At 69.5% G+C, this 13113-nt stretch carries 14 protein-coding genes and 1 rRNA gene; 6 read left to right on the forward strand and 9 right to left on the reverse strand.

Features of this window, described 5'->3' with window-relative positions; translation table 11 throughout:
* Positions 1-88, forward strand: a 5S ribosomal RNA gene (gene rrf / locus ACIHFD_RS40470); the annotation flags it as partial.
* A gap of 56 nt (positions 89-144) precedes the next feature.
* Here the strand turns inward: rrf and ACIHFD_RS40475 are convergent.
* Both ACIHFD_RS40475 and ACIHFD_RS40480 read right to left on the reverse strand, forming a co-directional pair.
* Positions 145-1134 (reverse strand): hypothetical protein, encoded by a 990-nt coding sequence (locus tag ACIHFD_RS40475; RefSeq protein ID WP_397371446.1) that lies wholly within the window; start codon positions 1132-1134, stop codon positions 145-147.
* 35 nt (positions 1135-1169) lie between these two features.
* A complete protein-coding gene (locus ACIHFD_RS40480; protein WP_397371447.1) occupies positions 1170-1622 on the reverse strand; it encodes an Lrp/AsnC family transcriptional regulator in 453 nt (150 codons plus the stop codon).
* Between the two features lie 127 nt (positions 1623-1749).
* Here ACIHFD_RS40480 and ACIHFD_RS40485 point away from each other — a divergent pair, with 127 nt between their 5' ends.
* Both ACIHFD_RS40485 and ACIHFD_RS40490 read left to right on the forward strand, forming a co-directional pair.
* The gene (locus ACIHFD_RS40485; RefSeq protein WP_397371448.1) at positions 1750-2637 is read left to right on the forward strand and encodes a phenylalanine 4-monooxygenase; all 888 of its coding nucleotides are present in this window, start codon (positions 1750-1752) and stop codon (positions 2635-2637) included.
* A 33-nt stretch (positions 2638-2670) separates the two neighbouring features.
* Positions 2671-3603 carry a serine hydrolase gene (locus ACIHFD_RS40490; protein WP_397371449.1) on the forward strand — a complete coding sequence of 311 codons (933 nt, stop codon included), beginning with the start codon at positions 2671-2673 and terminating at the stop codon, positions 3601-3603.
* Here ACIHFD_RS40490 and ACIHFD_RS40495 read toward each other — a convergent pair.
* Genes ACIHFD_RS40495 through pstS form a run of 5 tightly spaced genes read right to left on the reverse strand, consistent with a single transcriptional unit; the run spans position 3572 to position 8051 of the window.
* The gene (locus tag ACIHFD_RS40495; RefSeq protein ID WP_397371450.1) at positions 3572-4297 is read right to left on the reverse strand and encodes a response regulator transcription factor; all 726 of its coding nucleotides are present in this window, start codon (positions 4295-4297) and stop codon (positions 3572-3574) included. The two genes, ACIHFD_RS40490 and ACIHFD_RS40495, sit on opposite strands and share 32 nt — an antisense overlap.
* Positions 4297-5073, reverse strand: a complete 777-nt coding sequence (gene pstB, locus ACIHFD_RS40500; protein WP_350729245.1) for a phosphate ABC transporter ATP-binding protein PstB — start codon at positions 5071-5073, stop codon at positions 4297-4299. Before pstB ends, ACIHFD_RS40495 begins: the two co-directional genes overlap by 1 nt.
* 15 nt (positions 5074-5088) lie before the next feature.
* Positions 5089-5964, reverse strand: coding sequence for a phosphate ABC transporter permease PstA (gene pstA, locus ACIHFD_RS40505; protein WP_350729247.1), 876 nt, complete (start codon positions 5962-5964; stop codon positions 5089-5091).
* Positions 5961-6941, reverse strand: coding sequence for a phosphate ABC transporter permease subunit PstC (gene pstC, locus ACIHFD_RS40510; protein ID WP_350729249.1), 981 nt, complete (start codon positions 6939-6941; stop codon positions 5961-5963). The genes pstA and pstC overlap by 4 nt, the downstream gene beginning before the upstream one ends.
* A gap of 6 nt (positions 6942-6947) precedes the next feature.
* Complete coding sequence (gene pstS, locus ACIHFD_RS40515) at positions 6948-8051, reverse strand: phosphate ABC transporter substrate-binding protein PstS (protein WP_397371451.1); 1104 nt, start codon at positions 8049-8051, stop codon at positions 6948-6950.
* A gap of 122 nt (positions 8052-8173) precedes the next feature.
* Between pstS and ACIHFD_RS40520 the strand changes: the two genes are divergently transcribed.
* Entirely contained in the window at positions 8174-8647 is a 474-nt protein-coding gene (locus ACIHFD_RS40520) for a low molecular weight protein-tyrosine-phosphatase (RefSeq protein ID WP_397371452.1), read from the forward strand.
* A complete protein-coding gene (locus ACIHFD_RS40525; RefSeq protein WP_355205076.1) occupies positions 8647-9432 on the forward strand; it encodes a fructosamine kinase family protein in 786 nt (261 codons plus the stop codon). The genes ACIHFD_RS40520 and ACIHFD_RS40525 overlap by 1 nt, the downstream gene beginning before the upstream one ends.
* Here the strand turns inward: ACIHFD_RS40525 and ACIHFD_RS40530 are convergent.
* Positions 9429-10271 (reverse strand): TetR/AcrR family transcriptional regulator, encoded by an 843-nt coding sequence (locus tag ACIHFD_RS40530; protein WP_397371453.1) that lies wholly within the window; start codon positions 10269-10271, stop codon positions 9429-9431. The two genes, ACIHFD_RS40525 and ACIHFD_RS40530, sit on opposite strands and share 4 nt — an antisense overlap.
* Before the next feature lie 63 nt (positions 10272-10334).
* Here ACIHFD_RS40530 and ACIHFD_RS40535 point away from each other — a divergent pair, with 63 nt between their 5' ends.
* On the forward strand, positions 10335-12026 hold the full coding sequence (locus ACIHFD_RS40535; protein WP_397371454.1) for a right-handed parallel beta-helix repeat-containing protein: 1692 nt from the start codon (positions 10335-10337) through the stop codon (positions 12024-12026).
* On the opposite strand, the gene hisN is transcribed toward ACIHFD_RS40535, so the two are convergent.
* Complete coding sequence (hisN, locus tag ACIHFD_RS40540) at positions 12016-12849, reverse strand: histidinol-phosphatase (RefSeq protein ID WP_397371455.1); 834 nt, start codon at positions 12847-12849, stop codon at positions 12016-12018. The genes ACIHFD_RS40535 and hisN overlap by 11 nt on opposite strands.
* Positions 12850-13113 lie beyond the last annotated feature (264 nt).

Raw genomic sequence — 13113 nt, forward strand, 5'->3', positions numbered from 1 at the left:
CGGTTACATTCCGAACCCGGAAGTTAAGCTTCTCTGCGCCGATGGTACTGCACTCGGGAGGGTGTGGGAGAGTAGGTCGCCGCCGGACAATCTTTATAGAAATGGCCCCACGCCGGTGCGTGGGGCCATTTCTTGTTTTACGGGCTAATCCGTTGCCCGCACCAGCTCGAACAGGTGTGACCTGGGCGGCCGCGTCTCTCTCACCTTGGTGTGCTGCCCCGTCCGGGTGTCCACGCGGAAGGTGATGTCGTGGAACAGCTCGCCCGTCCCGCATCTCAGCAGAACCACCCGAGAGTCGGCCCACCGGCTGACGTCGCAGATGCTCGCCCTGTCCTTCAACGGGAGCGAGAGGCGTACGTCATGGAGCGCCTTTCCGGTCCCGGTGTCGATGGTGACCAGCCGGGCCGGGCGGATGTCGGCGCCGCCCGCCGGGAAGTTCCTGGAGACGACCTGCGCGGCCTGGCCCGTCCCGTCCGGGGTCAGGGCGCCGGTCGCCTCGACGGCGCGGAGGCGGGCCGGCAGCGGCTTCGTGGAGGTTCCCGAGGCGTCTATGACCGAGAACGACTTGTCATCCTCCACCATGAGCTTCGATCCGTCGTCGTCCAGCCGGTCCAGCCAGGAGCCCTCAGGCAGCCGCCACACCGTGCGGCCAGTGGCGACGTCCACGACGAAGCTCGGAGGCTCGTCCACGCCTTGCCAGCCCGCCACGTAGTCCACGTACAGCCAGCGCCCCTTGCCCAGCAGCGCGGGCCGGTACGCGAGCCGGTCCCCGTCCACCCCGGGCGCGGCCTCCTGGACCGCACGGACGGTTCCCCCCACCAGGTCCCGGACCACGAGGCGGCCGTCGCCGGCCCGCTGGTAGGCCAGGTAGCGGCCGTCCGCGGTCAGGTCCACGTAGCCCCGCTCCACCGCGTCCGTGAGCTGCCACGTCCTCCCGCCGGACGTCACCACGAACCAGTGGCCGCACTCATCGTGCGGCCCCTCGTCCTTGGCGTTGTTGCACAGGTACGCGTAGGCAGCGGGCTCGCCAGGAGCCGGGCTGGGCCGCTGGTCCGGAGCGCGGACGGTGGTCCACAGCGGGACCAGGGCCGCGCTGGCCGCCACCACGGCGGCGATCGCTATGAGCTTCTTCATGGCACCCCTCCATCAGGTTGGATGCCGCCGAGGTCCTAGCGGTTTTCGAGGAGGGGCTCGATCCGGTAGGGGATCTGGGTGGACAGGGCGATGGTCGTGTCCGTGCGCTGCACCGCCGAGGACGCCAGGATGCCGGCGATGATCTCCTGGAGGTGTTCGGTGGTGTGCGCGACCACTCGGCACAGCAGATCGTGCTGGCCGCTCGTACCGTGCACCTCCAGGATCTGAGGTACGGCACGCAGCGCCTCCACCGCCTCCGACAGCCGCCCCTGGGCGATCTGCAGCCACACGAACGCCAGGATGGGGTAGCCGGCGCCGGCCGGTGACACGGTCGGGCCGAAGTCCTCGATCACGCCTCTCGCCGTCAGCTTCTCCACCCGGGCCTGTACGGTGCCGCGCGCCACCCCCAGCAGCCGGGCCAGCTCCGTCAGGCCGACGCGGGGATGGGCGCGCATGGTCACCAGCAACCTGGCGTCGAGATCGTCCATGGCGGACCCTCCCTGAACTGTGCGATTCGAGCAGAAGATGTGAGTTTGGGGAGGCGAAATCAAGCGTATCGCGCAGCAAAACTGGTCGCTGTTGTCAAGAGAACGCGGAATTGCTGTCATTTGGAGCATGTTCGAGGAAGCACAATACTTCGCCCCTGTCGCAGCCCAGGAGGACGGGTCGGTGGTGGTGGAGCTGGCCGCGTCCCATCCGGGGTTCGCGGACGCGGTCTACCGGGCGCGGCGGAACGCGATCGCGGGGCTGGCCGTCAACCACCGGCGGGGGACGCCCATTCCGGCGGCCGAGTACACCGAGGAGGAGCACGAGGTCTGGGCCCTGGTCACCAGGGAGCTGGCGGTCAAGCACGCCAAGTACGCCACAGCCGAGTACCTGGACGGCGCCGCGCAGTTGGGGCTGCCGAAGGAGCGGATCCCGCAACTCGAAGAGGTCTCGCGGCTGCTGGAGCCGCTGACCGGGTTCCGGTATCTGCCCGCCGCGGGGCTGGTGCCGCTGCGCGACTTCTACGGGGTGCTGGCCGACGGGTTCTTCCACTCGACGCAGTACATCCGGCACCACTCCGTGCCCTTCTACACGCCGGAGCCCGACGTCGTCCACGAGGTGATCGGCCATGCCAACGCGCTGGCCGCTCCCCGGTACGCCGCCCTGTACCACCTGGCGGGTCAGGCCGCGCGGCGGGTGGAGTCCGAGGAGGCGCTGGAGTTCGTGTCGAAGGTCTTCTGGTTCACGATGGAGTTCGGGGTCATGGCGGAAGGAGGCGAGCTCAGGGCGTACGGGGCGGGGATCCTCTCGTCGTACGGGGAGATCGAGGAGTTCCGCGGCATGGACATCAGGCCGCTGGACCTGTCTGCCATGGGGACCACGCACTACGACATCACGAAATATCAGGATGTGCTGTTCCGGGCCGACTCCCTCCAGCACCTGGAGGATGTCGTGGGGGACTTCTGGGCCACGTGTGACGACGATTCGATCGCGAAATTGATCGCCGCCGACATCTAGCGGCCTGTCACGATTTTTCGTGATAATGCGTCAATGATCGCGGGCCGCGGCCAGGCGATACCCCGAGCGGTCATCGCCCTCGCCCTGCTCACAGCTCTCTTACCGACGCCTGCCCGGGTCCGGGCACAGCCGCCCGCTCCCGCCCGGCGGGAAGCGGTCCTGGGCGTACGCGAGGCGGCCTTCGGGGCGCGGCTGGAGCAGGTCGCGGCCGAGGAGAATCTGGCGCCGATCCCGGCCGAGCGGATCGGCAAGCGGCTCGATCGCTACCTCGCGGGCCGGTCCGGTCAGGTCACCGCCATGGTCAAGGACCTGACGACCGGCCGGCTCTACCGCTACCACCCCGGCGAGCGCCTGATCACCGCCAGCACGGCCAAGGTGCAGATCCTCATGGCGCTGCTGCTGCGGGCCTCGTGGAAGAAGCTGCCAGCGGGCGTCCGGCACGACGCCGACATCATGATCCGCTACAGCGACAACCACGCCGCCGACCGCCTCTGGTCACGCATCGGTGGCGCGCCCGGCTTCACCAAGGCAGGCAGGAAGCTGGGCCTCAAACACACCCAGGGCGTCGCAGGCGAGTGCGTTGACCTGTATTGCTGGGGAATCACCCGAACGTCGGTGGACGACCAGATCCGCCTCATGCGGGCCCTGGTGTCCGGCAAGAGCCCGCTGAAGGCCAAGGACCGCGATCAGGTGCTGAAGCTCATGGGTCACGTCGTGGCGGGCCAGAACTGGGGCATCAGCGCCGCCGCGTGCGCGGGCGACCGCGTGGCGCTGAAGAACGGCTGGCTCAAGCACGTCTCGAACAAGCTCTGGGCCACGGTCAGCGTGGGCCTGATCAGGGGCGACGGCCACGCCTACGCCGTTGCCGTACTCACCGAGGGAAGTCCCGAGGTGGGGTACGGCATAGCGACGGTCGAAGGCGTGACGAAGCGGATTATGCAGGACTTCCGGAAGTGCCAGGCGTGACCAGGCGGTAGCCGACACCCCGTACGGTCTGGATGAGCTGGTCGTCCTCGTCGCCCAGCCGGGCGCGCAGGCGTTTGACGTGCACCGCGATCGTGTTCGTCGAGGTGTTGGCCGCGGCGTGCCACACGTGGCGCATGATCTGCTCGCGGGTCACCGTGCGATCGGCGTTGCGCATCAGGTACTGCAGTAATTCGAACTCCCGCAGGGGCAGGTGGACCGCTCGCCCGCCCACCCGTACCTGATAGGCCTGCACGTCCAGCTCGACCCCGCCCACGGCGAGCACCTGGCGCGCGCCGGGCGAGGCCGCCTGGATGAACGGCAGCAGCTCCGCCACCCGGTAGGGCCGGGCCACGCAGGCGGCCGCGCCGGCGGCGAGCGCGCGTACCGCCTGCTCGGCGTGGCCCTCGCCGACGCCGAGCAGGACGGGTACGGCGCGCGCCAGCCGTACCGCGCGGACGAACTCCACCGCGTCTATGACCGGCAGCGTGGCCGAGACGAGCACCACGTCAGGCTGCAGGGCTCCCGCCTGGAGAAGACCCTGAGCCCCGTCGGGCGTGCCTGTGACGGACACGCCCTCCCGTTCGAGCGCCGTGGCGAGGTCTTCCACGACCGCGCCGTCGGGGTCGGCGATGAGCAGTACGGGCTTCGTCCGCGCGTCCCCGATCACCGTGGATGCCGCCTGCTGTTGGGTCATCAGCCGAAGCGCCCCGTGATGTAATCCTCTGTTGCCTTCTGGGACGGGTTGGTGAACATGCGGGACGTCTCGTCCATCTCGATCACCTTGCCGGGCTTGCCCTGCTCGGCGAGGTTGAAGAACGCGGTCCTGTCGCTCACCCGGGCGGCCTGCTGCATGTTGTGGGTGACGATGACGATCGTGTACTCGTCCTTGAGCTTGGCCATCAGGTCCTCGATGGCCAGCGTGGAGATCGGGTCGAGCGCCGAGCACGGCTCGTCCATCAGCAGGACCTGCGGCTTGACCGCGATGGCCCGGGCGATGCAGAGACGCTGCTGCTGACCGCCCGACAGGCCGGCGCCCGGCTTGTTCAGGCGGTCCTTGACCTCGTTCCAGAGGTTGGCGCCCTTGAGCGACTCCTCCACGACCCCGTCGAGCTGCGACTTGCCGACCCGGCCGTTGAGCTTGAGGCCGGCGGCCACGTTCTCGTAGATCGACATCGTGGGGAACGGGTTGGGGCGCTGGAAGACCATGCCGATCATCCGGCGCACCGAGACGGGCGCGACGGTGGGGGCGTACAGGTCCTCGCCGTCGAGCAGGACCTTGCCATCCACCCGGGCGCCCGGGATCACTTCGTGCATGCGGTTGAGCGTGCGCAGGAACGTCGACTTGCCGCACCCGGACGGGCCGATGAACGCGGTGATCGAACGGGGTTCGATGGTCATCGACACGTCCTCGATCGCCTTGTGCGACCCGTAGTACGCGTCGAGACCCGAGACCTGGATCTGCTTGGACATTGCGGCGGTTACCCCCTATCGGCCCCTGGCGGGCGCACGCCACCAGGCGATCAGGCGCGCCACCAGGTTGAGCAGCATGACGATCAGGATGAGCGTGAGGGCGCCGGTCCACGCCCGGTCGATGGCGGTGTCGTTCGGGCGGGCCGCCTGGTCGAACACGAAGAGCGGCAGGCCCATCTGCGGTCCGGTGAACGGATCGTTGTTGATGGAGTTGGTGAAGAACACCGTCATCAGCAGCGGCGCGGTCTCGCCGGCGACGCGGGCCACGGCCAGCATGACGCCGGTGACGATGCCGGTGAGCGCCGTCGGCAGCACGACTTTCATGATCGTGCGCCACTTGGCGACACCCAGCGCGTACGAGGCCTCTCGCAGGTCGTTGGGCACCAGCCGGAGCATTTCCTCGGCCGATCTGACCACGGTCGGCATCATCAGGATCGACAGCGCGAGCGCGCCGGCCCAGCCGGAGAACTGGAAGCCCAGGACGAGGATCCAGAACGCGAAGACGAACAGACCGGAGACGACCGAGGGGATGCCGGTCATGACGTCCACGAAGAAGCTGATCGATCGGCTCAGCCGACCGCCGTTGCCGTACTCGACCAGGTAGATCGCGGTGAGCAGGCCGATGGGGACCGAGACGGCCGAGGCGAGCAGGACCTGCTCCAGCGTCCCGATGATCGCGTGGTACGCGCCGCCGCCCGCGTCACGGGCGCCGATGCCGCGCATCGAGTGGGTCAGGAACTCGAGGTCGAAGCGGGCCAGGCCGTTGGAGATGACCAGCCAGAGCACCGAGATGAGCGGCACGACGGCCAGCCCGAACGCCAGGTAGACCAGCCCCTGGACGATCTTGTCCTTGACCCGGCGGCTGGTCGAGATGTGCTGGATTGCTGTCATGCGCCGGCCCTCGAGTACTCTTTGCGGCGGTTGATGATCAGGCGCGCTCCCATGTTCACCAGCAGGGTGATGACGAACAGCACCAGACCGGAGGCGATCAGCGCCCCGCGGCCGATCTGGGTCGCCTCGCCGAAGCCGTTGGCGATGTTCGCCGCGATGCTGTTGGCGTGGGGCGTCAGGATCTCGAAGGTGATGTCGAAGGTCGCGGGGAAGATCAGCGCGACCGCGATGGTCTCGCCCATGGCGCGGCCGAGGCCGAGCATGGCGGCGCTGATGACGCCCGGGCGGCCGAACGGCAGCACGGCCATCCTGATCATCTCCCAGCGGGTGGCGCCGAGCGCCAGGGCCGCCTCTTCGTTCATCTTCGGCGCCTGGAGGAACACCTCACGCGAGATCGCCGCGATGATCGGCAGGATCATGATCGCCAGCACGATCGAGCCCGCGAGCATGGTCTTGCCGCCGATGGCGCCCTCTCCGGCGAACAGCGGGAACCAGCCGAAGGTCTCGTTGAGCCACTGGGACGGCTCTCGGATCAGCGGCACCAGGAACGCCAGGCCCCACAGGCCGTAGACCACACTGGGCACGGCGGCGAGCAGGTCGACCAGGTAGCCGAGCCCCGAGGCCAGGCGGCGGGGCGCGTAGTGGGAGATGAACAGCGCGACGCCGACCGCGATCGGGGTGGCGATGACGAGCGCGAGTGTCGAGCTGAGGACGGTCCCGAACGCCAGGGCGGCGATGCCGAACACCTTCTGGCCGTTGGGGTCCCAGGTCAGCTCGGTGAAGAAGGACGCCTTGTTCGCCTGCAGGGCGGGGATCGCCTCGCTGATGAGGAACACGGCGATGGCCGCCATGATCGCCAGCAGGAGGACGCCCGCCGCCGTGGAGAGGAAGCGGAAGGGGCCTTCACCATGGCTGCGCCGCGAGGCGGACCGGCTCATGGCCGGTCCGCCGTCACGGGTCTTCAGATCGTTGGCCATCGGTGGCTAGGAGATCGCCTCGACAGCGGTGCGGACCTTGGTGAGCAGGTCGCCGGCCAGCGGGGCGTAACCCAGCTCCTTCAGGGCCGCCTGACCCTCGTCACTGGCGGTGTAGGTGAGGAAGCCCTTGACCAGCTTCGACTCCTCCGCCGACAGGCCCTTCTCACAGGTGATCTCGTAGGTCACCAGGACGATCGGGTAGGCACCCGGGGTCTTGGTGGCGTAGTCGATCGACAGGGCGAGGTCGTTGCCGGTGCCCTTGATCGTGGCGGTCTCGATCGTCTTCGCCGCGCTCTCGGGGGTGAGCTCGACGAACTCGTTGGCGCCGTTGGAGACCTTGGCCTTCTGCAGCGACGAGTTCTCGGCGTAGGAGAGCTCGACGTAGCTGATCGCGCCCTCGGTGTCCTTCACGGAGGAGGCGATGCCGTCGGAGCCCTTGGCGCCCTGGCCCTTGGCCTCGGCGGGCCACGCCTTGGCGGGCTCGTAGGCCCAGCCGGCGGTGGCCTTGAGGAACTTGGTGAAGTTGTCGCTGGTGCCCGACTCGTCCGAGCGGTGGAACGCCTGGATCGGGGTGGAGGGCAGCTTGGCGCTGGGGTTGTCCGCCTTGATCGCGGCGTCGTCCCACTTGGTGATCTTGCTGTCGAAGATGCCGCCGAGGGTCTTCGGCGACAGCTGCAGGCCCTCGACGCCGGGCAGGTTGTAGACCACCGCGATGGGGCCGGTCACCATCGGGATGTTGATGGCCTTGCCGGTCTTGCAGCGGGCGTCGGCCTGCGCGGGCTGGTCATCCTTCAGCGCCGAGTCGGAGCCGGCGAAGGCCACCGTGCCCTGGATGAACGCCTGCACACCCGCGCCGGAGCCGCTGGGCTGGTAGTTGAGGGTGACACCGGGGTTCGTGGCCGTGAAGTTCTTCGTCCACTCGGTGATCGCGTTGGCCTGGGCCGAGGAGCCCGCGGCGTTGATCGTACCGCTCAGACCATTGTCATTGCCCGCGGCGGGTGCACTGGCGGAAGTCGTGCTGCCAGCGGGGGCATTGTTGTCTGTGCCGCACGCAGCGAGGGAGAGCGCGCCGACAACGGCTACGGCGGCGAGCCGGCCTGCATACTTCACGGTTGGGTTTCCTCCCACTTGGTCCTTAGTCGCCATGAAAGCTATGCACCGAAGGTGACCGCAGCCCCCTGACAAGGGTGAACGTTCGGTGAACGGGCCCGGTCGCCCCCATGATGGGAGTTATGACTTATCGCGTATGCCTGGTGTGCATGGGCAACATCTGCCGATCCCCCATGGCGGAGGTGGTGCTCCGCCAGACGCTCGCCGAGTGCGGGCTGGGCGACCGCGTCACCGTGGAGAGCGCCGGAACCGGCGGTTGGCATGCCGGGGACCCCATGGACGAGCGGGCACTGGCCATCCTCGGACAGCACGGCTACGACGGCTCGGCACACCGGGCCCGGCAGTTCACCAAGGACTGGTTCGACCGGTACGACCTGGTGCTGGCCATGGACCAGGACAACCTCGCCAATCTGCGGCGGATTGCGCCGGTGGGGTCGGAGGTGCGGCTGTTCCGGTCGTTCGATCCCGCGGCGGAGGAGGGGGCCGAGGTGCCCGATCCGTACTACGGGGGCCCCGAGGGCTTCGAGGAGGTGCTCGCGCTGGTCGAGTCGGCCTCCGAGGGGCTGGCCAAGCACATCGCCGATGAGATCGGCTGATGAATTGGACGGCGGAACTCGGCTCGTCGCACGGCCGGCGGCTGCTGAAGGGCGTGCTGGACGACGGGCGTGAGGTGTTCGCCAAGACCGGGGCCGCCTCCGAGGTGTTCGCCTCGGAGGCGGCCGGGCTGCGGTGGCTGGGGGAGGCCGCCGTGGTGCCCGAGGTGGTGGAGGTGGGGCCCGACCGGCTGGTGTTGTCGTGGGTACGGGAGGAGGCGCCCAGCGCGGCGGCGGCCGAGCGGTTCGGGCGTTCGCTGGCCCGGCTGCACCGGGCGGGGGCGGCCGGCTTCGGGGCGCCGTGGCCGGGGTTCATCGCCGACCTGCCGATGGACAACTCGCCCTGCTCGGACTGGCCCGGCTTCTACGCCTCCCGGCGGGTGCTGCCCTTCCTGCGGCAGGCGCGGCTGCCTGCTTCGGACGCGGCGCTGGTCGAGCGGGCCGTGGAGAGGTTCGCCGAGGTGGCGGGGCCTGCGGAGCCGCCGGCGCGGATCCATGGGGACCTGTGGAACGGGAACGTGCTGTGGTCGGGCGGGTCGGGCGTGCTGATCGATCCGGCGGCCCATGGCGGGCATCGGGAGACCGATCTGGCCATGCTGGCGCTGTTCGGGCTGCCGTACCTCGATCGGGTGCTGGGGGCGTACCAGGAGGAGTTTCCGCCGGCGGAGGGGTGGCGGGGGCGGGTGCCGCTGCACCAGCTGCATCCGCTGCTCGTTCATGTGGTGTTGTTCGGCGGGTCCTATCGTGACGGGCTGATGAACGCGGTCCGGGCCGTGCTCGCGCTCTAGCCGTTCTTGCGCTTGCGGTAGGCGCGTTGCTGGCAGGCGCGGGAGCAGTAGACGCGGGGGCGGCCGGACGGCGCCGGCTCCAGCGGGGTGCCGCACTCGAGGCATCCTGAGCTTTCATCACGACTTTCGTCACGCTCTCGGATGAGAGCCTCGACGCCGTCGAGCTGGCGGCGCAGGCCGAACTCGAACGAGTCCTCGGGGTGGTCCCAGCCGCCCTCCGTCCAGAGGCGGGAAAGGGTGGGGAAACTGTTGAGGCGCTCGTAGAGGGCGTCGCGGCTGCCCCACCAGTCCTGCTCGGACACGCCGCTGCGGCGCTCCTCGCGCCGGGTCTCGACCAAAGTCAGCGCCTCGGCGTCCACGAACCGGCCCAGCATGCCCACGACGGCGATCACCTCGGAAGGGCGCAGGCCGGTGCCGGTGAGGGTGCTCAGCGTGTGCTCGTAGTAGGCGATGGCGTTGGGGCCGGGAAGGTGGCGGGTGCCGCGTACCTCGGCCAGCCAGGGGTGCCGCCGGCGCAGTTGCCAGCCCTGCCTGGCCGCGGCCTCCAGCCGCATCCGCCACCCCTGCCCTGTCTCGGGCTCCTCGGGGGTGCTTGCCCGTTCGGTGTAGGCCTCGTCGACCATCAGGTCCACGAGCTGGTCGCGGCCGGGGACATGGCGGTAGAGGGACATGGTCGTGAACCCGAGCCGGTCGGCGACCTTGCGCATCGACAGGCCCTCCAGGCCCTCCGCGTCGGCGATCTCGATGGCGGCCCGCACGATCCTGCCCAGGCTCAGGCCGGGCCGCGGCTCGCGATCCTGCTCCCGCCAGAGCAGTTCGACTTCGGGGTCGGTTGTCATGTCGCCTCCTTCTGTTTATGGTGTCTACTACGTGTACGGCATAAACAGCAAAGGCGGTCTGTGATGTTCCACTTCCACGTCGCACCCTCCGGCGACGACTCGGGTCCCGGCTCGGCCGACCACCCGTTCGCCACCCTCGAACGCGCGCGCTCCGCGGCCCGCGAGGCGGCCGGCGGCGCCGTCGTACACCTCCGGGGCGGGACCCACGCGCTGACGGAGCCGTTCTCGCTCGGCGAGGCCGACTCCGGGACGGTGTACCAGGCGTGCGGGTACGGCACTCCCGAGCAGGAGGAGGCGGTGGTGAGCGGCGGCCGGCCGATCACGGCGTGGCAGGTGCGGGACGGCGTCTGGACGGCGGAGGTCGGCGATCTCGACACCCGCCAGCTCTACGTGGACGGCCGTCGAGCCGAGCGCGCCTGGATCGCCGGCCTGCCCGGCGACGCTCGGGCGACCGCCACCGGTTACGTCACGGACGAGCCGCTCGGGTGGCGGAGCCCGGGGGACGTCGAGTTCGTCCACCGGGGGGTCTACCCGTGGACCGAGGCGCGCTGCGGGGTGGCGTCGGTGTCCGGGGACACGGTGGTCACGATGGCTCAGCCGGCGTTCGGGTGGGCCGCCGAGCTGTACAACTCGGTCTGGGCGGGGCAGACGTCGAGCGGTCCGGGGCTGCCGACCAGGATCGAGAACGACCCGAGCTTCCTGCGCGAGCCCGGGACCTTCGTGCTCGACCGCTCGCGGCCCGGGCGCCACGTGCTGCTCTACCTGCCCCTCCACGGGGAGGATCCCGCTCGTACGCGGGTGGTGGCGCCGGTCCTGGAGACGCTGGTGAGCGTGGCGGGGGCGCGGGACGTGGCGTTCAGGGGGCTGGTGTTCGCGGACGCGACGTGGCTGCGGCCGAGCCGCCCGGAGGGGTTCTTGCACTATCACGGGAACGGCTACTACGAGGGCGGCGGTGTCGAGACGGCGGTGCTCGGCGAGGGCGCATCCGTGACGTATCCGACCGCGTCCGTGATGATTCCCGCGTGCGTGACGTTCGAGGACGCGGTCGGGGCGGAGATCGAGGGCTGCCGGTTCACCCGGCTCGGGGCGACGGGGCTGGGGGTTTCCGGCGGCATCGAGGTCGTGGTGCGGACCTGCGACTTCGACACCCTGTCGGGCGGCGGCATCGTGATGTCCGGGACGCGGAACGCCTCTGTCGAGGACAACAAGGTTCACCACATCGGGCTCGAATACAGCGGCTCACCGGGGATCGGCGTGACGGGCACGTACGGATGCGTCGTCGCCAACAACGAGGTCAGGGACGTCCCGCACTGCGGCATCACCGTCGGCCCCGGGGAGGGGACCCAGGTCCTGCGCAACCTCACCGTGGACACCATGGGAACGCTGGCCGACGGGGGCGGCATCTACCTGTCCGGGGTGCAGGGTGACTCGGCTGACAACCAGGCCCTGATCCAGGGGAACGTCATCAAGGACACGCGGACGCCGTACAACTTCGGGCTCTACACCGACTACGGCGCCTCGTGGGTGACGGTCGAGGGGAACGTCGTCATGCGGGCCGACAGCACCTCCGTCCTGGAGGTCGGGCCGCCGCTGGAGAACGTGATCTACCGGGGCAACTTCTGGGACGCCGACCCCATCGGTCACGACAACCCGCCGAGCGGGGTCCGTTACGAGGACAACGTGACGATCAAGGACGGCGCCGCGCTGGACGCCGCCACCGCCGCCATCCAGTCCCGGGCGGGACTCAGGAGATGATCGAGGTGCCGTTGAGGCGGTCGATCACCTCGGTGTGCAGGATGCCGTTCGTGCAGACCAGGCTGCCGCCCTCCAGGCCCTTCACGCCGGAGACGTCGGTCCACTTGCCGCCGGCCTCCTCGACGATCACGGTGAGCGCCGCCATGTCCCACGGCGACAGCTCGGGCTCGGCCGACAGATCCACCGATCCCTCGGCGACCATCATGTGCGACCAGAAGTCCCCGTAGGCCCGGGTGCGCCAGCAGGCTCGGCTGAGGTCGAGGAAGTTGTCGAGCTTGCCCGTCTTCTCCCATCCGCCGAAGCTGGAGTACGAGAACGACGCGTCCTCCAGGCTCGACACGGAGGACACCCGCATCCGGGACGCCTTCGTCAGGCTCTTGCCGGTCCACGCGCCGCCCTCGGTCGCCGCCCACCACCGGCGGCCCAGCGCGGGGGCCGACACCAGGCCGACGACGACCCTGCCGTACTCCATGAGCGCGATCAGGGTCGCCCAGACGGGGACGCCGCGCACGTAGTTCTTCGTGCCGTCGATGGGGTCGATGATCCACGAACGGGCGCCCCAGCCGGTCTTCCCGAACTCCTCGCCCACCACGGCGTCGCGCGGCCTGGCGCGGCGCAGCGTACCCCGGATGGCCTCCTCCACGGTGCGGTCGGCATCGCTGACCGGCGTCAGATCGGGCTTGGTGTCGACCTTGAGATCGACCGCCTTGAACCGCCGCATGGTCAGGTCATCGGCGGCGTCCGCCATGACGTGGGCCAGCCGGAGATCATCGTTGTAACCCTGCACGGTCGCCCACGCTACCGTGTCCGCCATACAGAACATCAGTCACCAACGCCCCTTTTCTGGTAACGGTGTCCATCTCGCGCGTGTCGCCACCACCCCATACGACGGAACGGCGACGACGCGGGACTGGGGTGAGGTGGTGCTGGGCTGGCCGGCGGTGCGTGGCGGGGCGACAGTGCAGTGTGGCGACGGCGCGGTGCGGGGGTGCGGTGTGGCAACGGCGCGGCGGTGCGGGGGTCTCGGCGGGCGGCGTGGCCGGTGACGATGGCAACGCAGGCCTTCGACCGCCGACCGCGCTGCACT

Source organism: Nonomuraea sp. NPDC051941, from assembly GCF_044593615.1.